The sequence below is a fragment of the Beijerinckia mobilis genome (assembly GCF_000745425.1).
In the GTDB taxonomy this organism is placed as follows: domain Bacteria; phylum Pseudomonadota; class Alphaproteobacteria; order Rhizobiales; family Beijerinckiaceae; genus Beijerinckia; species Beijerinckia mobilis.
The window spans coordinates 250296-273868 of the sequence record NZ_JQJH01000001.1 but is presented as its reverse complement, the minus strand read 5'-3'; the positions used below and the strand labels follow the sequence as shown (position 1 = coordinate 273868).

Here is a 23573-nt window from a genome sequence, read left to right as displayed (position 1 = left end):
CGGCTACATTAGGGTTTTTCCCGTCTCGACCCTACTGCCTCTGGTGTCTTTCTGCCGCCTCGCAAGGAGCGAGCGCAGGCGGGAGGCCAGTTCCTTCTGAGTGAAGGGCTTGCGCAGCAATTGCGCGCCGGGTCCGAGAGGTTCTTCATCGAAAATGCCTGCTCGCGCATAGCCGCTGGTAAAGAGCACCGGTAAACCGGGGCGTAGCCTGCATGCTTCCTCGGCGAGTTCGCGCCCGTTCATGCCTGGCAGCCCGATATCGGTGAACAGAAGATCGATTGCCCGGGATTGACGCAGATAGCCGAGGGCTTCCTCGGCGCGGGTGGCGACAAGAACCGTGTATCCGAGGTTTTTCAGAATCTCGATGGAATAGGTTCTCACTTCGTCATCATCCTCGACGAGAAGCAGCGTTTCGCGATGGCCTCGTGGATCGGCGCCTTGCCCGTTTTCCTCGCCCTGCGCGATTTCGCTGTCGAGGCGCGCGCGCGGCAGGAACAACCGGACATTGGTACCGATGCCTTTTTCACTTTCGATCTCGATATGGCCACCGCTTTGTTTAAGAAAGCCGTAGACTTGGCTGAGACCGAGCCCGGTCCCCTGGCCGATGGGTTTGGTCGTGAAAAACGGTTCGAAAACACGATCGAGAATGGCCTTGTCGATGCCCGCTCCTTTGTCGCTGATCTCGATCAGCACATAATCTCCCTTGATGATATTGCTGCTGATTTCTTCCAGATATCCGGTGGCTTCGTCAGCTGTTTCTCCCGGCAGGCTGGCGCCGGATTCGCCGCTGGTGACATTGCGTGTAGCGATAGTGAGGCATCCGCGTCCCTCCATGGCGTCGCGCGCATTCAGGCAGATGTTCAAAATCGCATTGTCGAGTTGATTGATGTCGACAAAGGGTTGCCAGAGATCCGGTGCGATCTGCATCTCGATCTGGATGTTTTCGCCGAGTGTCCGGCTCAAGAGATCGTTCATCGACAAGAGCATGGCATGAAGGTCGGCGGCTTTGGGTTCGAGCGGCTGACGCCTTGAGAAGGCGAGCAGACGGGCGGTGAGCGAGGCACCGCGTTTGGCGGCTTCAAGCGCATTGCGTGTCCATCGCTGCATTTTGGCGTCACCGCCTTCGACATGCCGGTTCAGAAGTTCGAGATTGCCGAGGACTGCCGTCAAAAGATTATTGAAATCGTGAGCAATGCCTCCGGTCAATTGGCCGATCGCCTCGAGCTTCTGCGCCTGCCGTAGCTGCGCCTCCGCCTCATTGCGGGCGGCAATGGCTTGGCTTTTCTCGGCAATGGCGACATCGAGCGCGTCATATGTCAGCATTTGCCGTGTCAACAGCCAGATGGCGAAACTGATCAACAGAAAACAGAGGAGACAGCCGATTACGGCCATGATGACCGTACGCCACCAGGTGAGATAGATCTGGCTGCTTGCAAAACTCACCATGACGGCGAGAGGATATGTCGATGAGGCGTTGAGAACGACGAGACGCGAAGGGCCATGTTCGAATTGTTCGACCATCGCGGCATGGCTATCCGATCCGGCACTATCGAAATCCTGGAACAGTTTGGTGATCCAGACCTTCGGGAAAGGAAAAGTCTGGCGCTGGGGCGTCAGCAGGGTGCCGTCGCGTCGCCAGAGGCTTATGGCAATATCCGGATTTTTCCGAATGATCCGAAACAGATTTCGGAAGTAGGCAGGGTCCATCTGACCGATGAGAGCCCCGAGAAGCACGCCGGAATCGCTGTAAAGACGCCTGCCAAGGAGCATGGTCCGCGTATCCGTCAGAGGATTCCGCAACGGCTCTGAGATGAATAGATCGCGGCCATCCTGATTCTCACGCATGGCATGAAGCATTTGCTCCGTGAGGTCGGTATTGGCGGGATCGTTGGGGAGGCCCGCATCGTTGGAACTCACGAGCCGGTGACCGTCGGCGTCGATCAGATCGAGCGATTCCAGCGGCAAAGAGTTTTTCACAGCCGTCGCCAGAAGATGTTGCGTCGTTTCATCCTGACCCAATGTGTCGAAATGTCCGGCGTCGAGCTTGTTCCTCGACCGCATCGTTTCCTGCGAATTTTGGAGGATGAGGTCGATCGCGCCGACTGCCCTCTCGACATTTTCGAGGACAAGTTGGTTGAGCATGGACAGATGGTCGCGCGCCTCATTGAAATCGCGTTTGCGCAATTCGATGAGGGAGACGCTGGCGGCGGTCGTCAAGACAAGGCCGGCGAGAGCGCCGAGCAGCAAAACGAGAGGAATGGGTTTGCGCGTGAGGTGCCGCGGAAGAAGGGACGCGAGAGGCGAAGGAAAGGGGGAGGACATATCCACCGCTAGATGATTTCAAACGCAAATGGATCCTGGCCGTTGCTTCTGCCGGATCGGAGGCGTCTCCGACGGGATCGTTTTGGTTCCAACGACGAGCGATCAAGTGACACGCCCATTCTCGGCCTATTTTGCCTCGAAACGGGGTCGATGAACACAAACAAAAGGGGGGAAGCTGGTTCCCCCGGATTGTCTTTACACCATTGTCACCGTCGAAGGGGCGCGCGATCGCCGACGCTATCGCGCTTGGAGCAATCAGCCGGCGGCGCCGTCGACTTCATCCCCTTGATCCGGGCTACGGTCGCCCGAGAGAATGCCTGTTCCGGGCGTCGCGTCGAAATTGATCAGCTCGTGGCGCGCATGCGGCCCCGCTGCTGGAAAGGCATAGGTCTGTTTTTGAAGTTCCTCTGCCTGCTTGCCTGCTTCAACCGTGCCCGCTTCAACCTTGCTCGCTTCAATTGTGCTCTCAAGGGAATATTGCTGGCCTTGCATCATGGAAACCTCCATTTCGACACAAGGAAAACGCGGCAGCGCGGATTTGGTTGCCTGTTCCTCTGTGGATCAGAAGGGGGCTACCAGCGCATCAGGGCGCTGCCCCAGGCCATGCCGGCGCCAATCGCCATCATTGCGATGATATCGCCCTTCTGCAAACGGCCTGCGCGATTGGCTTCATCAAGGGAAATGGGCAGCGATGCGCTCGAGGTATTGCCGTAGCGATCGAGATTCATCCAGCATTTGTCTTGCGGAATGCCGACGCGTTCAAGGACCGATTCGACGATACGTGCATTGGCCTGATGGGCGATGACATGGCTGACGTTCTCGGGTTTCAGGCCATTTGCTTCCAAGGCTTCGTTGAGCGCCAAAGGCAGCACGCGGATGGCAAATTTGTAGATCTCGCGCCCATTCATCGCAACCTTGTGCCATTTGTTGGCAAGGACTTCCTCCGATTGCGGATGGAGGCTGCCGCCGCCTGGAATTTTCAAGAAGTCGGCGGTGGTTCCGTCGGTGTGGAGATGGGTGGACAAAAGGCCGCGCCCTGGTTCTTCGCAGGGACCCATGACGATCGCGCCGGCGCCATCACCGAACAGAATGCAGGTGTTGCGATCGTTCCAGTCGATGAGTCGGCTGAGCAGTTCGGCACCAATGACCAGAACCCTGCGCGCCTTACCGGTGCGGATGAATTGATCGGCAATGCTCATGCCGTAAAGGGAACCAGCACAGGCGGCCGAGAGATCGAAGGCAAAGGCGTTGCGCGCGCCGAGCTTGGCCTGGATGATAACCGCGCAGGAGGGCAGGGGCATATCTGCGGAAATCGTCCCGACAATGATCATGTCGAGATCTTCGGCTCTGGTTTCCGCCATGGCAAGGGCGGCGCGCGCGGCGCAGACCGCCATGTCGGACGTGGTTTCCCCTTCGGCGGCAATATGGCGTGTCTTGATCCCCGTCCGCTCGGTGATCCATTGATCGGTCGTTGCGATCATCTTCTCGAGGTCCTGATTGGTCAGGAGCTTTTTGGGAGCATAGGCTCCGGTTCCCAGGATCGAGGACGTCGTCAAGAGTGAGCCTTTTCGTCCGGGCGCGGCGTCCGGAGCTTATGGGAGCGGCGCATCGCCGCGTCGGTTGGCACAGATGGCGGACCTGTCGGGCAAATAACGAGCGCCGAGCGAGGAGATGATCCTTCCTGCATGAAAAAAGCCCAACTATCAACGCATATTCGCTTTCGAAATATTACGCTCGGTCCATGTTCCGAGACCGTGAGGGCCATGTTGCGGCGAGGCCGGGGCGCGACAGACGGTGAGCAAATCGCCGCTTTGAGGAGAATTGGGGCGCGGGCCAGGATGGGTCCAAAATACCTGAGCTGCTCTCGCTCTTGGAGCCAATCCCTTGCGGACCAGCGAAAGGCTTTATCTCTAATGAGCCATGAAAACCGGCAGTGTGGTTTCGGCGAGAATTTCGCTCGTCGCCCCGCCGAAAATCAGCTGGCGGAGCCGGCTCTGCGTGTAGCCGCCTTTGATGAGAAGATCGGCGCCGAGCTCGGCCGCGGCTGTAAGCACCGCGTGACCGGGCGCGGCTTGCGCTTCTGAAAGACAATGGGCGCGGGCTTTGACACCGTGCCGGCGCAGGCTGCGAATAATGTCGGCCTCCGGAGGTCCGGGTTGCCGCAAGCCCGGAATAGTGATGACGATGACGTCGCGAGCACGAAGGAGCAGCGGCAGCGCGAAGGCGAGGGTGCGCGCAGTATCCGTCTGGCCGTTCCAGGCGATGACGATGGTTTCCCCAAGCGTTGCCGGCGGTTTTTCGACGGCAAGCAGAACTGGCCTGCCGCTCTCGAAAAGGACGGCTTCGAAGGTCGAGCGGCGTGGCTGCTGCGCCTCGGGACCGGGGCGTCCGACGACGACGAGATCGAAGACCCGCGCATATTCGCCAACACCATTATCCGACATGAGCGTCTCGCCCTTCCAATCATAGGAAAGACCAGGCATTTCTCCCCTTTGTGGATGAATCGAGTGGCTCTCCATGAAATTGGTGAAGCGTCGCTTGCTCGCCTCGAGAAAATCCCGTCGTGTGTGACTGTCGAGAATGACACCGCTTAGCGAAAAGTCCGCGGCGACCATCTCTGCGATATTGGGTCCGAGTGCCACGCCCTCGATGAAACTGTCGAACTTGCGGGCGAGAAGAAGCGCTGTCTCCATCACTGCGTCCATTATTGCGTGATCCTCCACAGGCAAGAGAATCCCTTTCATCGATGCATCCTCCTCTTGCTGTCCCCGGCGGATCGTCTTTCGGCGGACGGGCCGGGACGGCGGCAGATCGTGTCGCAGCCCGGTTCTGGAACCGCCGACAGGATTCTTCGTTCACGAGAGAGATTCAAGACCTGCCGCAACGGTAGGGGACGGGATCCCCAAGACGAGTTTCGTAAGACGAGATCCCTAAGGAGGAGACTCATGGAGAATTTGCACGCGACCGACCCGCGTCTTGAGGAAACTCATGCGCTGATCGCCAGTGACAGGGTGGAAGGCACCGATGTCCGCAATGCGAATGGTGACCGGATCGGCGAAATCGCCCGGCTGATGATCAACAAGCGGACTGGACAGGTCGCCTATGCGGTGATGAGCTTTGGTGGCTTCCTTGGCATAGGCGAGGATTTCTATCCGATACCATGGCAGAAGCTGACCTATAATCCGGAGCTCGACGCCTATGAGATCAATGATCTCGACGTGACCAAACTGGAAAATGCCCCGAGAATCGCGCGTGAGGGAGACTACGACTGGTCGCGTATGGAAGGGCGTGGAATCGACGATTATTACGGTGTCATCACGCCGTTCTGAGAGACGGAGCTGGCCATGATGTATGCTGTGTGATGCCGTGTATGCGGTATGACGGCATCCGAAATCGCCGCCGCTTGATAAGTAAATTTTTGACGTCGAGAAGGGATCGAAAGTCTTTTACTTTCGATCCCTTTTGTGTTGGTTCGGCGGATGACCAGACAGAAGACGCGTGGTGATGCCATCCCGAAGGAATAAGAGCATCTGTCGAAATCCGACGCGGGGTCAAAGTTTCGCCCATGTTTTTCTTTTGCCTCACATGAGAAATGAGGCCGTGATTCGGTCTGGTATAAAATCTCGACGGATATGATTCATCGAGATGGGGTCCACGACTGGGGTTTCGAGGTTTAGCGCCGAACCTCATTAATCATAACAGGTTATGATTAATGAGGCGTGGTATGAGAGTGTTCTGTTGTATCAATTTACTATTTTGCCAAATTTCTGTATTAGATGAAGTCATCTTCGATTCGTCTGGACACGTCCTCGCGATATTCTGTCATTCTGTTCAAGAAATTGCCGTTTTCCTGGAAGAATAAGCATCCGCATTGCTTGGTCCTGGCGGCTGCCTGTCCAGATCCGATGGTTTTTCTGAAAGTCCATTCAATGGAACTGTTCGATGAAGGCCGGAAGTCGCCTTGAGACGGAAGTCCGCCGAATTGGGATCGATATCGTGGAAGACGTTCGACGGTATTGTTGCTTGAGGCCGGCTTTTCGGAACGAAACTGTCCAAGCGAGGATTTCTGCTTCCGATCTGCATCAACCAGGATAGAAAATGACCACGCCTATTCGTAAAGCCGTCTTTCCCGTCGCAGGTCTTGGTACACGCTTTCTTCCTGCTACCAAATCCGTTCCCAAGGAAATGCTGACAGTAGTTGACCGGCCTGTCCTGCAGCATGTTGTCGATGAAGCGCGGGAAGCCGGTATCGAACATTTTATCTTCGTTACCGGCCGCAACAAAGAGGTCATCGAAGATCATTTCGATGTCGCCTACGAGCTGCAGGATACTTTGCTCAAAAGAAATAAGATCAAGGAATATGACGCGCTGATCGCCGATCTGCCCAAGCCCGGCGCGACGAGCTTCACGCGGCAGCAGGCGCCGCTCGGTCTCGGTCACGCGGTCTGGTGCGCCAGGGATATTGTCGGCAATGAGCCCTTCGCCGTCCTGTTGCCTGACATGGTCACGATGGATGGTGGCGGCAAGGGGCGTTGTCTTGCGCAATGTATCGCCGCCTATCAGAAACATGGCGGCAACATTATCGCCACCGAGGAAGTCGCGCCGGAAGAAACGCATCAATATGGCGTTGTCGCGCTCGGCAAGGAATATGAGGATACGTTCGAAATCACCGGCATGATCGAAAAGCCGGCCAAAGGAACGTCGCCTTCCAATTCCATCATCTCAGGCCGGTATATCTTGAACCCCGAGATTTTCGAGATCCTCGAACATGGGGAAAAGGGTGCGGGCGGAGAGATTCAATTGACCGACGGCATGAAGACGCTGGCGAAGACGCAAGCCTTCCACGGTGTTCGTTTCAGCGGCAGGACCTATGATTGCGGCTCGAAACTGGGCTTCCTCTCCGCCAATGTCGCCTTTGCTCTCGCCAATCCCGAAATCGCGCCGGGTTTCATCGCCGATCTGAAGACGATCGTCGGCAAATTATAAGCGGGTTGAGCGTTTCGGATATATCCGAAACGCTCCATTCAAAAACGAAGCATTTTCAGGGTAATGGAATCGCGCAGCGATTCAACGTTATCGGAAGATGTCATCGTGACAACACCTGCGTTATGCAAAGCGGGAGGCATCGCGCGTTTGTCTGATTATTGCGCGATGCTCTTGCAATCATGCTCGCAGTGCTTGTGGGGCCGGTATATCCTCGGATGAGGGCGCATCGGCGCGGGAGGCGGTGCGTGCGGTCGGCTGGGAGGAATGGGCGGAGGCTGGATGTTCGAGCGTCGCGCGATAATCCGCCACCACTTCCTTTGGGTTGCCTAAGGCGCGCACACGCCCATCATCGATCCAGACCACACGGTCGCACAGGGCCTCGACTGCCGGCAGGTCGTGGGAGACGAAAAGGATCGTGCCGCGCTTCGCGAAATCGCGGATGAAGGCGTCGCATTTCTCGCCGAATTCGGCGTCGCCCACGGAGAGAGCTTCGTCGACAATCAGAATATCCGCATCGGCATGGGCACAGACCGCAAAGGCGAGCCGCGCCGCCATGCCGCTCGAATACATTTTCAGAGGCTGATTGAAGAACTCGCCAATATCGGCGAAGGCGGCGATCGCATCGAGCCGTTCGAGAACCTGCGACCGGCGCAGGCCGAGGATCGCGCCGCCGATCATGGCGTTCTCGCGGCCGGTCAGCTCATAATCGAATCCCGTACCGAGTGCGAGGATCGGCGCGATGCGGCCTTTGACCTCTACCGTGCCGTGCGATGGCCTCGTGATGCCGCACAGGATCTGCAAGAGGGTCGTCTTGCCGGCGCCGTTGCGCCCGATAATGCCGAAGCTCTCCCCCCGCGCGACCTCGAAGCTGATATCTTTCAGGACCCAATGTTCATGGTAGAACTGTTTCCAGTGACCGAACAGGGTCTGTTTGATTTGGTCATTGCGGCGCAAATAGAGCTGGAAAGCCTTGCCGACATGGTCGCAGGAAATCACTGGATCAGATGACATCGACGAAGACAGCCTTGTACTGCATGAAGATGCGATAACCGAAATAGAAGGTCGCCAGTGAGGCGACAAGCGTGCCGAGCATCAGATAGGGGCCCGGTATGCGGCCGAGCAGCAGCAGGTCGCGCATGATCTCGACGTAATTGCCGACGATGTTGAAATGGATCGCACGCCGCAGATGCACCGGCACGTCATCAATCGTATAGAAGATCGGTGTGGCGAACATCAAGACCGGTACGATCGAGATCATGAGATGCGCGACGTCGCGGGTGAAGGAGCCGAGCGCCATCAGGAACCAGCAGGTTCCGAGAAGAAACATCACATAGGGGATGAGCGCCAGGGGCAAGAGGACAATCGTCCAGGGCAGGTGATGCGTCAGCGTGATCTGGAACACGAGAAGCACTGCGGCGCTGATGGCGGCATAGACCAGCGCGCGGATCGTTGCCGTCCAGGCAAGCGTTTCGCTCGGGAAGATCGATTTCTTGATGAAGGTCACATGTTCATGCAGCATGCCGGGCGCGCGATAGGCAAGCTCGCTGAACAGATTGAAGACGATCAGGCCCGAAAAGATCGATAAAGCATAGGTGCCGAGCCCGCCGCCCTTGGCGGAATTGGGCACGCCGACGGCATTGGAGAAGATGATCGTATAGGCGCTCAACATGACGAGGGGGCCAAAGACGGCCCACAGCCAGCCAAGGATCGAGCCCCGGAATCTTGCGGCGAGTTCCCGGCGCACGACGGCGCGGATCAGTTCGCGAAAGTGCCAAGCATTGAAAAGGGGGCTCGCCAGAGTCAATTGCGCGGCCAAGGGATCTCCATCGAATTGGGTGCGGGAATTATGCGCATTCCGCAGGCCTCCGGCCCGGAAGGCATTGCGGCATCGACACCGCTTTTTGGAGCGAAAATCCATGAAAGGCAATCGAGGCCTTGCAATCTCGGGATAAACCCGGTCACAGCCATGTGATCCCTTCCCAGTGGAAAGTGTCGAATGGAAGGCGTGCCAAATGGCGACGACCGCTCGCGGAAACCTCCGGAGCGCCGATCCCCTCGCGGCTGCATAAAGTCAGGTTTTTGGACCGAAAGCAATCGGATGAACGATCAATTGCGATGAAAGACCCTGTCGTGAGGTTCACGGGTTTAGCGCTTCTGCTCGAGCGTTTTTCGATGGTGGTTTCCGACACCGGTTGCAATTTGTCACGTTCGCGTCTATAACCATGTGCCTGAAGGCGCATCAAAATTCGTCCGGAACATTGTGCCTGCGGCTTTGCCGCGCCGTCGTTGCGGATTGCGAGACCTGTTTTCTCATTTATTCTGGAGAAACGGTCCACCACGGCAGGATTCTCACACGTGAGCTTCGGCATGTCCCATACGCAGACGATCAGGACGGGCACCATCCCCGCTCCCGTCCGCGTCGGCGCCTGCCTTCCTGGTTCTTTGCTGCTGCTTCTTAGTCGCCCCTGAGAGCCGGCCGGGCTTTGCCTGGGCACTCAGGGGATTTTTCGACAGAACGGCAAACCTCGAACCCAGGAACAGACCATGACCAGCAGCACCACCTCCGATATCAAAACCGAAACCGCCAATACCGAACAGGTCGTCATTTTCGATACGACCTTGCGGGATGGCGAGCAATCGCCGGGCGCGTCGATGAATCTCGATGAAAAGATCGAGGTCGCCGAACTGCTCGACACAATGGGTGTCGATGTGATCGAGGCCGGTTTCCCGGTCACTTCGGAGGGCGATTTCGAAGCCGTTTCGGCAATTTCCCGGCGTGTCAAACGCGCGAGTGTGGCGGGGCTCGCACGCGCTGCGTCGCGCGATATCGATCGCTGCGCCGAGGCTTTGCGCGATGCCGTGCGGCCGCGCATCCATGTCTTCATTTCGACCTCGCCGCTGCACATGAAATACAAGCTGCAGAAAGAGCCAGGCGAAGTGCTCGACATGATCGGCACTTATGTCGCGCGTGCCCGCAATCTCGTCGAGGATATTGAATGGTCGGCCGAGGACGGCACCCGCACGGAAATGGATTTCCTGTGCCGTTGCGTCGAGGCGGCGATCAAGGCCGGTGCACGGACGATCAATATTCCCGATACTGTCGGTTATACGACACCGGAAGAATATCAGGCCTTGTTCGAAACGGTTCGGGAGAGGGTCCCCAATTCTGATAAGGCGATCTTCTCGGTTCATTGCCACAATGACCTTGGCCTTGCCGTCGCCAATACGCTGGCTGGCATCAAGGGCGGCGCGCGGCAGGTGGAATGCACGATCAATGGTCTTGGCGAGCGCGCCGGCAATGCCGCCATGGAAGAGGTGGTGATGGCTTTGCGCGTGCGTGCGGATGCGCTGCCCTATCATAGCAACATTGATTCGACGATGTTGACGCGCGCCTCGAAACTCGTGTCCGCGGTCAGTTCCTTCCCTGTGCAATATAACAAGGCGGTCGTCGGACGGAATGCCTTCGCGCATGAGAGCGGCATCCATCAGGACGGCATGCTGAAGAATGCGCAGACCTATGAGATCATGACGCCTGAAAGCGTCGGCGTGCACAAGACCTCGCTGGTCATGGGCAAACATTCCGGCCGCCATGCCTTCAAGGAAAAACTGAAGGAACTCGGCTACGAACTCGGCGAGAACGCCCTGGAAGAGGCTTTCGCGCGGTTCAAGGATTTAGCGGACCGCAAGAAGATCGTTTATGATGAAGATCTTGCCGCGCTCGTCGACGATGAGATCATTCACGCTCACGACCGAATCAAGGTTGTCGCGCTCACCGTCATTGCGGGAACCAAGGGGCCGCAATCGGCGGCGCTCACCCTGTCGATCGATGGCGTTGAAAAAACCCATCAGGCCACGGGCAATGGGCCGGTCGATGCGATCTTCAATGCGGTCGAAGCTCTGGTGCCGCATGGCGCCACGCTCGAACTCTACCAGGTCCATGCCGTCACCAAAGGCACCGATGCGCAGGCCGAAGTCTCCGTGCGGCTGACGGAAGAAGGCAAAACGGTCACGGCGCGCGGCACTGATCCCGATACGCTCGTTGCCTCTGCCAAGGCCTATATTGCGGCGCTGAACAAGCTGATGGTCCGCCGGAACAAGAACCGGCCAAGCGACAGCCTTGCCGGATAAGCGTTCCGAGAGGCGCCTTTCACTAAGCGGAGGCGCACATAATCTTATCCCCGCCCGCGCTTGCCTTCTTGCGCGGGCGGGGATTCAAGTGGGTTTCCAGGGCTTTATCGAAGCCTGAATCATCCCAAATCTCGATGGATATGACTTCTAGAGAGTTGGGATTTCGGTCCTTGCCTCTGCGGAAGTGACGAATTCGGAATCTTCTTTCATGAAGATGCCATGAAGGGCTAGACAGGCGGACAAGCCTTTGCTAAATGCCCTTCATCGTTTCCGGCGGTCGCACTGCCCAAGAGACGTTCTTCTGTTTTGATGGGCGTATAGCTCAGTTGGTAGAGCAGCTGACTCTTAATCAGCGGGTCCACAGTTCGAGCCTGTGTGCGCCCACCATCAAAACAGGGCAGGATATGCCCCTTATCCCTCTTCATTTGTCCGGTTCCGCACTCGTCAATCAGCGAGTGCGCAGAGATATGTCGTGACGCTTGAGCCGCATCCGTTAGAGGACATTATGATCGGTTAACGCACCGCATCTGGCAATGCGCCGCAAGCTAGCAAGAGGGTTTGCGCATTCTTCTCCCTCGCTGAGCCGCCTAATCTCCCGAGCGATGTCCCCCATCTGAAACCTGCACTCCGCGAGGCGGGGCTCACCCGGGTGATGACGCTAAGGCGAGACTTGAACCTATTCTCATGTTGCTGTAGGGGCCAAGCGGTTGTGCGGAGGTGCTATACTGTTTTTGATCCCGGAGGGAGGGCTTCGTGGAGACAACCGGAAGGGATGGCAACATAGTGCACCCGACGCAACCTGGGGCCGTTTTGCTTTGATCAGAGCGTGCTCGTTGCAAAGCGAAGCAGATCGGTAGCACCCGAATATGCTTTGATTGGCCCGTTTTTTGATAAGGTTGGGATCTTTCCTTCTCTGCCTTGATTTCTCTAGGGAGACTTGTCGTTATGAACCTCAATCCAGGGGAAGAGGTCGTTGTCGCCAAATTGCCGAGCGGAAAATGGGGCGCGTTGCTCCATTTGAAGGGCTATGATGAACCATTCAATCTCGGCCGTGAATTCAAGACCGAGGAAATGACGGAAGGTTGGCTCGACACGACCGAAGCAAACAACCTGATTGACCAATATATCACAAAATATCGCAAGGACTGACAAGTCGAAATTTTCGGCAGAAGGTTCTGTCTTTCAGCGGAGGGATGGCCTAGACCTTGGTCATTCCTCTGTTTTGTTTTTTATTGTTGATTTTGTTGGAGTTTGTGCCGTTGGCGGCCTGCTGGATGCCGGAACATCGCGCCATGGGCTACGGAATATAAACTGCGTCAATGACTTTAAGCTGTTCCCCTAGGGGATCAAGTTCAAGGCGGATGACCTCGGCTTGAAGCCGGTCACGAAACTTATAGACGCGCCGCCAGCCTTCTTCTGTATCGGGTGGCCAGACCGAAAATGTCTTCTTGTCGACCATGAGCGCCTCGCAATGAAGACGCGGCCCTTCGATATTGCGTGCGATAATGAACATGGATGGTCTCTTTCGTTTCTTCGCGGTTCGCCTGCACATCGCGGCGAGCCTGGCGAAAAAGCCCTGGCCTTATTCCTGCAGAAATTTTTCATCCACCGGCACATCATAACCGACTGCGAGCCGATTGGTCTCGTTGGCGAGAGCCACGACCGCCAAAAGTTCCCCCCATTGCTCGTCCGTCATGCCTTTGGCGCGCGCCGCGGCCGTATGGGAGGTGATGCAATAATGGCAATTATTGGTGACGCTGACAGCGATATAGATCAATTCCTTGGTCAGGGGATCGAGAGCACCTGGCGCCATCACCTGCTTGACCTGTGTCCAGAGCAGTCGCAAGCTTGGCGGATGCCGCGCCAGAGCCTTCCAGAAATTATTGATCCAGTCGGTCTTGCGTGTGGCCTTGATGTCCTCGAAGACCGCACGCACCTCGTCCGGGGCGTCCTTTTCCTCGACCAGACGTACCATCACAGCCTCCCGCTCGAACGTTTCGGATCGATCCGGAAACGCTCCCCTCATAGAAATGCTCAAACGCCGATTTCGCGTGGAACGATCTTGCCATGCAAGCACTAGCGCCACGAATAAACAAAAGTATTTTCAAACATTTTGAACCCGGCGTCGATTCCCTTCGAACGGAAAATAATGCTGGCGCTCCTGGAACGGCGCCTGATCGGCGATGGAAGTGAGGCGAAATATCGTGTCAGAAGGGGGTGAGAAAATATTCCACCCCTGCGCGCTCGGAAAATCAATCGGGATTTGCGAAGAGGCGACCGCCCAGCGATCCAGCTCTCTGCATCCCGCGCCAACGAAGAACCAACGGTCAGCAGGCCGCAGAATGAATGAGGGTAATGATGCTGGATGACGAAGCCTGGCTGGAACGGCGCTATTACGGGGGCGATCTTCCGGCGGAAGCCGAACGCGCCCTGCACGCGGTCGGGCTGCATTGGGAGGATGAGGAAGCGTCGGAAGCCTATATCCGGCAGGCGCTGTCGCTGGCGCCGAACCATCTCGCGGTTCATTTCGGCGCCTATAAATTCTATTATTACCGTCGCCGCTTGAGGGAGGCCCTGCCGCATGTCGAGGCCTGGGTGGTTGATGCCCTGCGCCGCAATTCATTTCCCGACGATTGGCACAAGGTGACCGGGGACCATGCGGATTTCAATAATTTTGATGGCGAGCCGCGGGTCTTTCTTTTTTCGCTGCGTGCCTATGGCTGGCTGCTCGCGCGCCTGCGCCGTATCGAAGAAGGCCGTGAAGCTCTGCTGAAAGTGGCGGAACTCGATCTGAAGGACCGTATGGGGGCCCTGCGTCTTTTGGCGATCATCGATCAGGGCAGTCGCGCCGAAGCCGATGATGACGACGATTGAGTTCCAGATAGAGCGTGCTGGCAGAGGACCGGAGACTGGCGGCAATTGGCCGCCAATCATCACCAGACGTTGAAAAGGTCAGGCGGCCTTTTCCTGATTGTCTTCGCTCTTGTGCACGTCATGCTCATGCCCGGACAATTTCTTTATGGAGGAGACGACGGCGGAGCGTATGGTGTCCTCGACTTCCGGGCGCGCGGAAACTGATTCAAGCGCGGCTGCTACGGCGGAAATGCCGATCTCACGGTAGAGGCGGGCGAGGAGGTCGCGGGCTCCCGACTGGGGCTGAGAGATTTCGTCTTTGGACATGTTGGTTCCTGGCTGGCTGATTCGTTGTGGATCTGTCGTAAGGAAGGGGTCCGAGCCTGAATCGGTGCCTCGCTCGTGAGCCCATCTCATCAACTGCTGTTTTCGAGGAGGTTTTGCTGTCTGCGCGCAGCTCCGCTTGGAAAACCAGAGTATTTTCAAGTCTCTTGAATCGTGTAGCGATTCTCTTCACCTCGAAAAGGCTCTGATTCTTTTGAGTGGAGCGTTTCCGGATCGATCCGAAACGCTCTAGCATTCGTCTCCATGAAGCGATGATGGGAGCCGTGCGGTTAACAGAGGCTCTCTGACAAGGATTTTCCCGGGTTCTATTTTGGGAACGCGGATTTCTTCGGGAAAGGAGTGTCCGCATGCGGCCGCGGGTTTTCGAGGAGCCCACTTCAGCCGCGGCACTCTGGAGCCGCCGGCTTGCTCTCCTCTCTCTGCTTCTCACCGCCGTCGGTATTTTAGGCTGCCGCTACGGTTTCGTGTTCCAGGGATTTTACATCAAGGGCGTCGATCGGCATCTGGCCGTGGCTCTGCTCTTTGCAGCTGTTGTGCTGGCCTTCAGCGCTCTCCTTTTGGCCCTCATCGCCATGAGCGTTCTGTGGCGCACAGGATGCAAGGGGTTCGGGGCGATGTTGACAGGCTTCTTCCTCTCCCTGCTTTTGCTCGCCTATCCAGCCTATCTTGCGAATCTTGCCTGGCGCTTGCCGGCTCTGACCGATGTTTCGACGGATCTCGACGATCCGCCCGACTTCTCGATGAGCCCGCGTGCTTTGCGGCTCCGGGACCTGTCTGAGGTTTCGTCCGGCGACTCTTCGGTTTTGTCCAATGATATGCGCCAAAGGCAGATCGCCGAGGCTCCCGATATGGGGCCCCTTATCCTCGATAGTGATGTGGGGGCGGCCTATCACGTCGTGCTTCAGCTCGCGGCGGAGAAGGGCTGGCAAATCGTCGAATCAGTGCCGCCTTCAGGCGGTATCGTCGGTGCGGCGCATGCGGGACGGGTGGATGCCATCGCGCGGGATCGCTTTTTCGGTCTGCCGAATGATGTCGCCATCCGTATCAGGCCGCAAGGAACTGGGTCGCGGATCGACATCCGTGCCCGAACGCTTTATCTGCCGCATGATTTCGGCGCCAATGCTGAAATGATCCGTCAGTTCATGGCAGAGCTGCAGGGCGAGGAGGATTGAGGGCGCCCGCAGAATCTGCATGCACCCTCCGCTGTCTTCTCTCTACTCTCTATGCGTCGATTTTAATGAGAACACGGCCGCGCACCTTGCCGGCAAAGAGCTCTTCCGCGACAGTCAACGCGTCGGCGAGGGGCCGTTCATGGGTAATGCGTTCAAGCTGTGTCCGGTCGAGCAATTGCGCAATCCGTTCCCAGGCGGTCCTGCGGATGTCATTCGGTTTGTAGACGCTGTCGATCCCGTAGAGTGTGACGCCGCGCAGGATGAAGGGCGCCACGGTCGCCGGAAAATCCATGCCTTGCGCCAGCCCGCAAGCGGCGACGGCACCATCATAGCGGGTCGAGGCGCAAACATTGGCGAGTGTATGTCCACCGACGCTGTCGATCGCGCCCGCCCAGCGTTCTTTGCCGAGCGGCTTGCCGGGTGATGATAATTCCGCGCGGTCTATAACATCGCTGGCGCCGAGCGCCTTGAGATAATCGGCCTCTTGCATGCGTCCGGTCGAGGCAATGATTTTGTAGCCGAGCGCCGCGAGAAAGGCGATGGAGAAACCACCGACGCCACCAGAGGCGCCGGTCACGAGAATCGTGTCGGTGCCGGGCTTCAGCCCATGGTTTTCAAGCGCGAGGATCGCGAGCATTGCGGTATAGCCTGCGGTCCCGAGCGCCATGATGTCCTTGAGCGAAAGGGCCGCCGGCGGTTTCAGGAGCCAGGCGGCCTTCAGGCTCGCGCGTTCCGCAAGGCCACCCCAATGCGTCTCGCCGAGGCCCCAGCCGTTCACGAAGACGGCATCGCCGGGCATGAATGCCGGATCGGAACTCGATTCCACATGGCCCGCGAGATCGACGCCAGGCACCATCGGAAATTGGCGGACCACGGGCCCTTTGCCGGTGAGCGCCAGCGCATCCTTGTAATTGATGGTCGACCAGTCGATCCGCACGCGGGCTTCACCTTCGGGTAACCGTGCTTCATCGATATTCTGCAGGGCCACCGTCTGCCTGCCATCGATCTTGTCGATCACCCAACCCTTGAACATCTGCTTGCTCCCGGAAAGCCTGAGATCGTCGATTTATTCTATGGCTGCGATGAAATCGGAAGCGGTACCATCGGCGGAATCGACGAAGATAATATCGTCGGGCGCGCGGCGCGGCGTATCAATCGCCAGAAAAACGACCGGCGTTTCGAGAAGGCTCGGCATTGCATGGACGGTGCGCCGGGGGAAGATCAGTAATTGGCCGGGCCCGAAGGGTGCTGTTTCGGACGGATCACGCATCCAGAAGGTGCCTTTTCCGGACAGCACGTAGAGGACTTCGTCGCAGCCGACGTGATAATGCGGACGGACCTCACGGTAGGGGCGAAACAGACGCACGCTCGCTTCCGGCGTATCGCTCAGATAGGTATCGAGCAGCATCGTTTTTGCTGTTGCTGGGAATTTCGCCGCGAGTTCATGCAAATCGAAACGTCCCATCTGCGGCGTGGCATGGGCGGAGGATGGGGCTGGCGATTGTCCGGGATGCTGACTGTCGTTCATCATCTTCCTTTCTGGCGTTGCGCGGTTCACAGCCTATGGATGATGACAGACTGAACCGCTTCCTCCTGCTTCCCTCTCCCTCTGCTTGAATGAAAGGAGTGGGAAACACGCGTCTATTTTGGGAGCTTTCGGAAGGGTATTCGTTCGCGAAACGATCGCAACGCATATTGCCACGGGCATCGCTCTCGGCCGATTTCATTTTCGGCGAATGACAGGGAAGTGATCGTGCCCTCTCATATACCCGAATTTCGTAGGAAACGCCGGGTCCTCTTCTTATCTTTCATTTATTCCAATGACTTATAAGAGGATACCACCTTGTTCCTTAGGAGTAGTGGTATATAATTCTATTCTTCCGCCAGGGTTTGGTTCTGTCGGGCAACAAATATCCCGTCTAACCCGCGAAACATGCTTGCAAATGCGGTTAAAGCCCCTTCAAAGGCCTGGAGATTGGCCTCACGGAGATGTGAATACCCAATATCGACTTGCTGAAGGCAAAAGCGGCGATTCTGGCTGGCAGCATGAACGCCGCCGTCAAAAAATCATAATATTCCTCGACTGTTCAGACATTAAAAATGAAAACCGATGCACTCCTGATCGTAATATAATTAGGGTATTTGACGTTCGGGCGGTTTTCGCGCATTATAACCGCATCAGCCCTGTATTCAGGACTTTGGGCTGTCTCCGAGCGGAACGAAAGTGATCAATCCGCTCTCAAACCATTAAGAGCATGCTTGTTGTTGCGGATGATACGAGGATCCCAACAAACGGAAAAGCTCGAAGGTTTCTCGTCGGAAGGAAACGTCGCCTTCTCGGGAAGGGGGGCGTTTGCGAATGGACGATGGAAATCGTCCATACGTCTGTTCTTTTGAGCGACGGTGCCGCGCGTTTTTAGGACCTGAAATGGCTTGGCTGAGAAAGATCGGCTTCCGGCTGAACGGATTGGGTTCCGATCGCCTATTTGCTCTCGCTGACTCTGCGTGGCGTCATATGGTCGCTTATCAAGGATGGAACGGCTTTCATGCTTGTCCATTACCTGCACAGGCTAGGCTGATTGATCGGTGACGATATCGTCAACCCGAAAAGCGGATACCTCTTTTCGAGTGGTATGTGTTGTTTTTACAAAAATGTGTGTGTCACTCGCATATTGGATCAATCGGGCGATGGACGAGAGCATTTTCAATGCAATAGGTTCTCTTTGCGATCCTATTGCATTGAAAATACGAATATTTATGAGTGGAGCGTTTGCGGATATTTCCCAAACACTCTGGAACCGGCGCGGATCCTTCCGTCCTGATCCATCAAGAAACGGAGAGCACAATCATGAGTGATTGTCCCGCGTGCGGACGTCCGCAAATGAATCGCGTCATCTATCGTGGCCTGCCTGGCCGTCATTGCCCGACGCCAGGGTGTAATATGCTCACCGGCCTTGCCTCCTGGGTGCCCGTTAAGCGAACAATCACTCAGGATGGAACAGACGATCTTCTATATTTCATTCATCAAGGCTTTTATGTCTTCGCTCTGTTCGGCTGGCTGAGACTTGCCCTGAATGCGCACCTTTTGACGTGGTGGGGAGGTAAACTCGGGTCGCGTAAATCGGATTGGCGTCGACAGTTCGCTGCACCCGGAAATCTGGAACGCAAAGGAACCGCACCGTCTAGCCGGGTTATGACCGCGTCGGCTTGCGATGAAGGTCCGCTCCACGAAAATGATAATCTGTGGATGGAAAAGACCAGCGAAGTGAAACAAGAGCCTTCCGTGATGATGGAGCCAGTTTTGCGCGCTGAAGACTCTATTCTGGCGGAAATCGACGGCCAGTCAGCACATTCCGATGCTGATTGGACCACGAATTCACCTCGTCGGCGGCAGGAAAGGTTCGAGGGGCAGAATGTTTTGCTTGGCAGCTTGCCGGGGCAGAAGAAAACAGCGAGACGGCGCAGGGAGATTCAGAAGGCCAAATTTGTCTGCCGTACCTCGGGTTTTTTCGCGCCGCGGCATCCTGCCAAGCCTCTGGCAACGGGAAGCAAGTATCGCATCGCGGAGACCATCGCAGACAATCGACTGTCCTTGTCGTCCCATGATGGCCATCGGGCCCGGCATGTGCTTGAAGGCGCACAGGTCCGGCGCGTCAAGTGTATCGTGGGGATGGATTCGGGTTCGGCAATCAAATTGCTGAGATTAATCGGCGACATCCGTTGTTATGGTTCCGCCGATGAACTTTTCGATCATTTCGGGCTTGGAAAATCCTTCCCGCAAACGAATGAGGCGGGCGATGTCCTTGATCCTTTCGTCTGGGCGAGGCATGCGGCACTGATCGAAATGACACAGTCGCTGGCTGAAAATGCAGGTCCGTTGCGTATTCACTATCGTCAGTTCAAAATCCTCTATGGAGACGAGGCTGCTCTTCTGGTTGCCGCACGCAGATTGATCATGCTTGCCTGGCATCGTCTCACCAATCGCAGTGAGCATGCGCCACGAGGTTTCGGGCAATTGGAGCGCCGGCGAAAGGAGGCTGGCCGGGCTGCGTGAAAGGCCTCGCATTGACCATAAGCGATGCACCTTACGTTTCGTCCCCATCAAGCCGGAAGGAATGTCTTTTCCATCCGGTTTGATCTGTTCACCGCAATTGTTTACGCGTATTTTATCGGCCCGAAGGTTTTCGGTGAGAGCGAGGCTCCGTCAGGCGAAGCCTTCGAGCACGATCTTGCCGCGGGCCTTGCCGCTTTCAAGCAAGGCATGAGCCCGTTTCAGATTGACGGCATTGATGGGACCGAAGCGATCAGCAAGAGTGGATCGCAGAACGCCTTCATCAATCAGATTGGCGACATGATTGAGCAATTGGCCCTGTTCTGCAATATCGGCCGTCTGAAACAGGGAACGCGTAAACATGAATTCCCAATGGATCGATATACATTTTCGCTTGAACGGGCCGATATCGAATGTCGCCGGGTCATCGATCAAGGCGAACCGGCCCTGCGGTGCGATGATTTGCGCGCTATCGGCTTGATGTTTGTCCGAATGGGTCGTTGAAAAGATCAGGCCCGGCGTCAGGCTCAAAGCCGTTATTTGCGGCGCGAGCGGAGTCGAATGATCCAGGACATGATGGGCGCCCAATGCTTCTGCCCATTGACGTGTTTCGGGGCGTGAGGCGGTGGTGATAACAGTGAGATCAGTCAGCCGGCGGGCCAGCTGGATGGCGATCGAGCCAACCCCGCCGGCTCCGCCGATGATCAGAATCGCCGGTTTGACGCCGGGAACCAGCCGTTTGACGTCGAGCCGGTCGAATAGTGTCTCCCATGCCGTGATCGAGGTCAGCGGTAGGGCGGCGGCTTCTGCCCATCCGAGCGAGACAGGCTTGCGTCCGACGATTCTTTCGTCGACCAGATGAAATTCGGCATTGGTGCCCGGCCGGTCAAGCGCACCCGCATAGAAGACGGCATCGCCCGGCTTGAACAGGCTTGCGTCGGGGCCCGTCGCGACGACGGTTCCGGCAGCGTCATAGCCCAGCACTTTCCATGACCCGGGCTCAGCCCCTGTGCGCATGCGCACTTTCGTATCGACGGGATTCACCGATACAGCCTCGATGGCGACCAGGAGATCGCGCCCTTTGGGAGAGGGGGTCTCCAATACGATATCCACAAGGGACTCTGGCTGGTTGATGGTGAGGGAGGATTGATAACCGACAGCACGCATCTTTGTCTCCAGGGGATGGAGCGGGTGCGCATTGGCGCACCATCGTCAGGGGGACAAAAGGTAAGCGCCCCCTAGAGCGTTTCGGATATATCCGGAAACGCTCCACGAAAGAAAATTAGAGTATTTTCAAGCCGATGGAATCACGTAGCGATTCAACATTATTGGAAAATGCTCCAGGGAACGCGAAATTTCCGCACCGGGGGTGTCTTGCGTCAGTTCTCGGGAGGCTTTCGCAAAAGTTTTGGGAAAAACCGGCTTTCCAAACCACCTGGGCCCGACGTGTCAATTCTGCCGCTTTCAACGAGTTCCTCGAGATGGGCGAGAACCGATAGAGACGCCGCTCCTTGCAGCGCCGGTCCGATATTGCCGTAGACATTGCGTACAATTGTCGCGCAATCCTCATCCCCGGCTTCAAGCCGGTTGAGGATAGCGGATTCTCGTGCGTTACGATGCTGGAGGAGACCACGCAAGAGCCTTTGCGGGTCGGTGACAGGACCACCATGCGCCGGCCAATAGAGCCTGTCCGAACGCCGGCGCAATTTCTCGAGGGAAGCAATATAGGATTTGAGATTGCCGTCGGGTGGCGCAATCACGGTCGTGGACCAGCCCATCACGTGGTCGCCGGAAAACAGGCTGCTTTCCTCTTGGAGCGCGAAGGTCAGGTGATTTTGTGTATGACCGGGCGTCGCGATTACGGTGAGCGTATGATCGCCCGCTTGCACGCACTCGCCGTCCTTCAGAATCAACGCCGGCGCATAGCCCTGATCATGCACCGATTGAAAACGCGTCCATTCGGCTGGGGTCGCCATCCGCGCCGGTTCGGGCAGGGCGCATCCGTGAATGGGTATGCCTGTCGCTTCGCTGAGCAGACGCGCGCCGGGTGAATGATCGCGATGTGTATGCGTAACGAGAATATGCGCGATTCTTTCCCCGTTCAGCGCGTCGAGCAGGGCCTCGATATGGCGGGGATCCTCAGGTCCGGGATCGATGATGCTGACCTCGCCATGGCCGACGACATAGGTATTGGTGCCCTTGTAGGTCATGGCACTGGCGTTGCCGGCAAGCATGCGTCGCACCAGCGGCGTCAGTTGCGCGAGTTCGCCTGGAGGCGCCGAGCGCTCCGGATCGAATGAGGCGGGATCGTTCATAGGACGAGCACCTCGTTTCCTTCGGATGGTTCGGGCAGAACCTGGTCCGGCGGCAGTTGCGCGACGAAGGGGAGGGAGAGCGCATGATAGAGGCCATCGCGGCAGATGATGCGGGAGACACCATTGGCGATGAGCGCAGTCACCATCAGCGGGATGATCATTGCGTGATCCTCGGTCATTTCGAGCACGATCACAAAAGAGGTGATCGGGGTCTGAACGACGCCGGCGAGATAGGCGACCATGCCGAGAAGCGCGAGGGCACCGAGCGGCACAGTGGGGAAGATATGGTGCATGAAGGCGCCGAGGCCGGCGCCGACCGAAAGGGATGGCGCGAAGACGCCGCCGGGAATCCCCGAAATGGCTGAAAAGGTCGAGGCCAGAAATTTGTAGAAGCCGTAATCCGAAGGCAGCGTGCCGTCGCCATGCACGATGGCGCGGGCCTGTTCGTAGCCGGTGCCGTAAATGGATTGGTCCGCCATGAAGCCGCAGAAAGCCACGGCGAGACCGCAGGCCATCGCAAAGAGAATGGGTCCTCGCTTGACGAGAGATGAGCCCTCGCCAGCACAAAAGAAGATCACGATCGAACTGAAGAGACCGCCGCCGAAGCCGCCGATAATGCCGCACATGGGCACGATGATCCAGGCGGGACCGAGTGGCAGAATGGCGTTAGTGGACCCGAAATAAGTATAATCGCCGACGATGGCGAGAGAGGTGAGGCCGGCAGCGATGACGCAGCCGAGCACGAGACCGCTGGTGCGGGCCTCGAAGGAGCGGCTCAATTCCTCGATCGCGAAGACGATGCCGGCGATCGGTGTGTTGAAAGCTGCGGAAATACCCGCCGCGCCACCTGCGAGAAGCAGAACCGGCTGGATGAGGGCCGGTGCGGATTTTCCGAATGCGGCCATGATCGAGGCGCCGACCTGCACGGTGGGGCCCTCGCGGCCGATCGAGGCGCCACAGAGCAGGCCGAACAGCATCACCACGATCTTGCCGATCGCGATTCGCAGCGACACGAGTGAGACGCGCGCATTGGCGTCAATCACGCGCCTCGCGGCGATGACCTGCGGAATACCGCTGCCTTGCGAGCCGGGAAAGACTTTTCGGGACAAGAAACAGGCGAAGCCAAAACCGAAAGGAACGATGAGGAAGGGTGCGGTCGGCCAGCGGGTAATGAGTGCCGTGAAGACGCTCTGCACCTGATCGGCGCAAAAGGCCATGAAGACCGCCGCGCCGCCAACCGTCAGACCGCCGAGGATAAACAAGGCCCGGCGCGTGAGCGTTTGCGCGGCACGGTAGGAAAAACCGGCCAGTTTCGAGAGCTGAAGGGTAAGGAATGCCATGAATGAAAAGCAGAGAGAGAATTGGGTTGCGATCGCCGGCATTAAGACCCGCTTGCATCCA

General features: G+C 57.2%; 22 protein-coding genes and 1 tRNA gene. 8 read left to right on the top strand and 15 right to left on the bottom strand.

All coding sequences use genetic code 11. From position 1 onward, the window contains the following. Positions 1–3 precede the first annotated feature (3 nt). From DL88_RS19140 to DL88_RS01205, 4 genes are all read right to left on the bottom strand, one after another. The gene (locus tag DL88_RS19140; RefSeq protein WP_051955448.1) at positions 4–2322 is read right to left on the bottom strand and encodes a hybrid sensor histidine kinase/response regulator; all 2319 of its coding nucleotides are present in this window, start codon (positions 2320–2322) and stop codon (positions 4–6) included. A 255-nt stretch (positions 2323–2577) separates the two neighbouring features. Next, positions 2578–2817: a hypothetical protein gene (locus DL88_RS01215; RefSeq protein ID WP_034990810.1), complete on the bottom strand. Its 240-nt coding sequence runs from the start codon at positions 2815–2817 to the stop codon at positions 2578–2580. A 77-nt stretch (positions 2818–2894) separates the two neighbouring features. After that, positions 2895–3878, bottom strand: coding sequence for a beta-ketoacyl-ACP synthase III (locus DL88_RS01210; protein WP_034990809.1), 984 nt, complete (start codon positions 3876–3878; stop codon positions 2895–2897). A 354-nt stretch (positions 3879–4232) separates the two neighbouring features. Next, the gene (locus tag DL88_RS01205; RefSeq protein WP_034990805.1) at positions 4233–5066 is read right to left on the bottom strand and encodes a universal stress protein; all 834 of its coding nucleotides are present in this window, start codon (positions 5064–5066) and stop codon (positions 4233–4235) included. A 201-nt stretch (positions 5067–5267) separates the two neighbouring features. On the opposite strand from DL88_RS01205, the gene DL88_RS01200 reads away from it, so the two are divergent. Both DL88_RS01200 and DL88_RS01190 read left to right on the top strand, forming a co-directional pair. Next, positions 5268–5651 carry a PRC-barrel domain-containing protein gene (locus tag DL88_RS01200; protein WP_034990804.1) on the top strand — a complete coding sequence of 128 codons (384 nt, stop codon included), beginning with the start codon at positions 5268–5270 and terminating at the stop codon, positions 5649–5651. 769 nt (positions 5652–6420) lie between these two features. Next, positions 6421–7308, top strand: coding sequence for a UTP--glucose-1-phosphate uridylyltransferase (locus tag DL88_RS01190; protein WP_034990801.1), 888 nt, complete (start codon positions 6421–6423; stop codon positions 7306–7308). 177 nt (positions 7309–7485) lie between these two features. Here the strand turns inward: DL88_RS01190 and DL88_RS01185 are convergent, their stop codons facing one another. The 3 genes from DL88_RS01185 to DL88_RS01175 form a co-directional block, all read right to left on the bottom strand. Then, complete coding sequence (locus DL88_RS01185; protein ID WP_084704745.1) at positions 7486–8319, bottom strand: ABC transporter ATP-binding protein; 834 nt, start codon at positions 8317–8319, stop codon at positions 7486–7488. Continuing rightward, complete coding sequence (locus DL88_RS01180) at positions 8309–9124, bottom strand: ABC transporter permease (RefSeq protein ID WP_034991229.1); 816 nt, start codon at positions 9122–9124, stop codon at positions 8309–8311. Before DL88_RS01180 ends, DL88_RS01185 begins: the two co-directional genes overlap by 11 nt. Positions 9125–9266: 142 nt before the next feature. Further along, positions 9267–9710 (bottom strand): hypothetical protein, encoded by a 444-nt coding sequence (locus DL88_RS01175; protein ID WP_034990799.1) that lies wholly within the window; start codon positions 9708–9710, stop codon positions 9267–9269. 142 nt (positions 9711–9852) lie between these two features. Between DL88_RS01175 and DL88_RS01170 the strand changes: the two genes are divergently transcribed. From DL88_RS01170 to DL88_RS01160, 3 genes are all read left to right on the top strand, one after another. After that, positions 9853–11436, top strand: a complete 1584-nt coding sequence (locus DL88_RS01170; protein WP_034990798.1) for a 2-isopropylmalate synthase — start codon at positions 9853–9855, stop codon at positions 11434–11436. A gap of 311 nt (positions 11437–11747) precedes the next feature. Beyond that, positions 11748–11823, top strand: a tRNA-Lys gene (locus DL88_RS01165). Between the two features lie 558 nt (positions 11824–12381). Beyond that, on the top strand, positions 12382–12585 hold the full coding sequence (locus DL88_RS01160; RefSeq protein WP_034990797.1) for a hypothetical protein: 204 nt from the start codon (positions 12382–12384) through the stop codon (positions 12583–12585). A 148-nt stretch (positions 12586–12733) separates the two neighbouring features. Here the strand turns inward: DL88_RS01160 and DL88_RS01155 are convergent, their stop codons facing one another. Next, positions 12734–12949: a hypothetical protein gene (locus DL88_RS01155; protein ID WP_034990795.1), complete on the bottom strand. Its 216-nt coding sequence runs from the start codon at positions 12947–12949 to the stop codon at positions 12734–12736. A gap of 69 nt (positions 12950–13018) precedes the next feature. Next, complete coding sequence (locus tag DL88_RS01150; RefSeq protein WP_034990792.1) at positions 13019–13411, bottom strand: carboxymuconolactone decarboxylase family protein; 393 nt, start codon at positions 13409–13411, stop codon at positions 13019–13021. Between the two features lie 380 nt (positions 13412–13791). Here DL88_RS01150 and DL88_RS01145 point away from each other — a divergent pair, with 380 nt between their 5' ends. Next, positions 13792–14310 carry a tetratricopeptide repeat protein gene (locus DL88_RS01145; RefSeq protein ID WP_245270570.1) on the top strand — a complete coding sequence of 173 codons (519 nt, stop codon included), beginning with the start codon at positions 13792–13794 and terminating at the stop codon, positions 14308–14310. A gap of 78 nt (positions 14311–14388) precedes the next feature. Here the strand turns inward: DL88_RS01145 and DL88_RS01140 are convergent, their stop codons facing one another. Further along, positions 14389–14616 carry a hypothetical protein gene (locus DL88_RS01140; protein WP_034990791.1) on the bottom strand — a complete coding sequence of 76 codons (228 nt, stop codon included), beginning with the start codon at positions 14614–14616 and terminating at the stop codon, positions 14389–14391. 365 nt (positions 14617–14981) lie between these two features. Between DL88_RS01140 and DL88_RS01135 the strand changes: the two genes are divergently transcribed. Next, on the top strand, positions 14982–15806 hold the full coding sequence (locus tag DL88_RS01135) for a DUF1499 domain-containing protein (protein ID WP_034990789.1): 825 nt from the start codon (positions 14982–14984) through the stop codon (positions 15804–15806). 49 nt (positions 15807–15855) lie between these two features. On the opposite strand, the gene acuI is transcribed toward DL88_RS01135, so the two are convergent. Then, positions 15856–16839 carry an acrylyl-CoA reductase (NADPH) gene (acuI, locus tag DL88_RS01130; protein ID WP_034990788.1) on the bottom strand — a complete coding sequence of 328 codons (984 nt, stop codon included), beginning with the start codon at positions 16837–16839 and terminating at the stop codon, positions 15856–15858. Positions 16840–16872: 33 nt separating this feature from the next. Further along, positions 16873–17271, bottom strand: coding sequence for a cupin domain-containing protein (locus DL88_RS01125; RefSeq protein ID WP_051955482.1), 399 nt, complete (start codon positions 17269–17271; stop codon positions 16873–16875). A gap of 1383 nt (positions 17272–18654) precedes the next feature. On the opposite strand from DL88_RS01125, the gene DL88_RS01120 reads away from it, so the two are divergent. Further along, on the top strand, positions 18655–19860 hold the full coding sequence (locus DL88_RS01120) for a hypothetical protein (protein ID WP_156970871.1): 1206 nt from the start codon (positions 18655–18657) through the stop codon (positions 19858–19860). A 150-nt stretch (positions 19861–20010) separates the two neighbouring features. Here DL88_RS01120 and DL88_RS01115 read toward each other — a convergent pair whose 3' ends face one another. The 3 genes from DL88_RS01115 to DL88_RS01105 all read right to left on the bottom strand — a co-directional run bounded on the left by DL88_RS01115 (position 20011) and on the right by DL88_RS01105 (position 23512). Further along, the gene (locus DL88_RS01115; RefSeq protein ID WP_034990785.1) at positions 20011–21024 is read right to left on the bottom strand and encodes a zinc-binding alcohol dehydrogenase family protein; all 1014 of its coding nucleotides are present in this window, start codon (positions 21022–21024) and stop codon (positions 20011–20013) included. A 212-nt stretch (positions 21025–21236) separates the two neighbouring features. Beyond that, positions 21237–22172 (bottom strand): MBL fold metallo-hydrolase, encoded by a 936-nt coding sequence (locus tag DL88_RS01110; RefSeq protein WP_034990784.1) that lies wholly within the window; start codon positions 22170–22172, stop codon positions 21237–21239. Continuing rightward, positions 22169–23512 carry a chloride channel protein gene (locus DL88_RS01105; RefSeq protein ID WP_034991225.1) on the bottom strand — a complete coding sequence of 448 codons (1344 nt, stop codon included), beginning with the start codon at positions 23510–23512 and terminating at the stop codon, positions 22169–22171. The genes DL88_RS01110 and DL88_RS01105 overlap by 4 nt, the downstream gene beginning before the upstream one ends. Between the last annotated feature and the right edge of the window lie 61 nt (positions 23513–23573).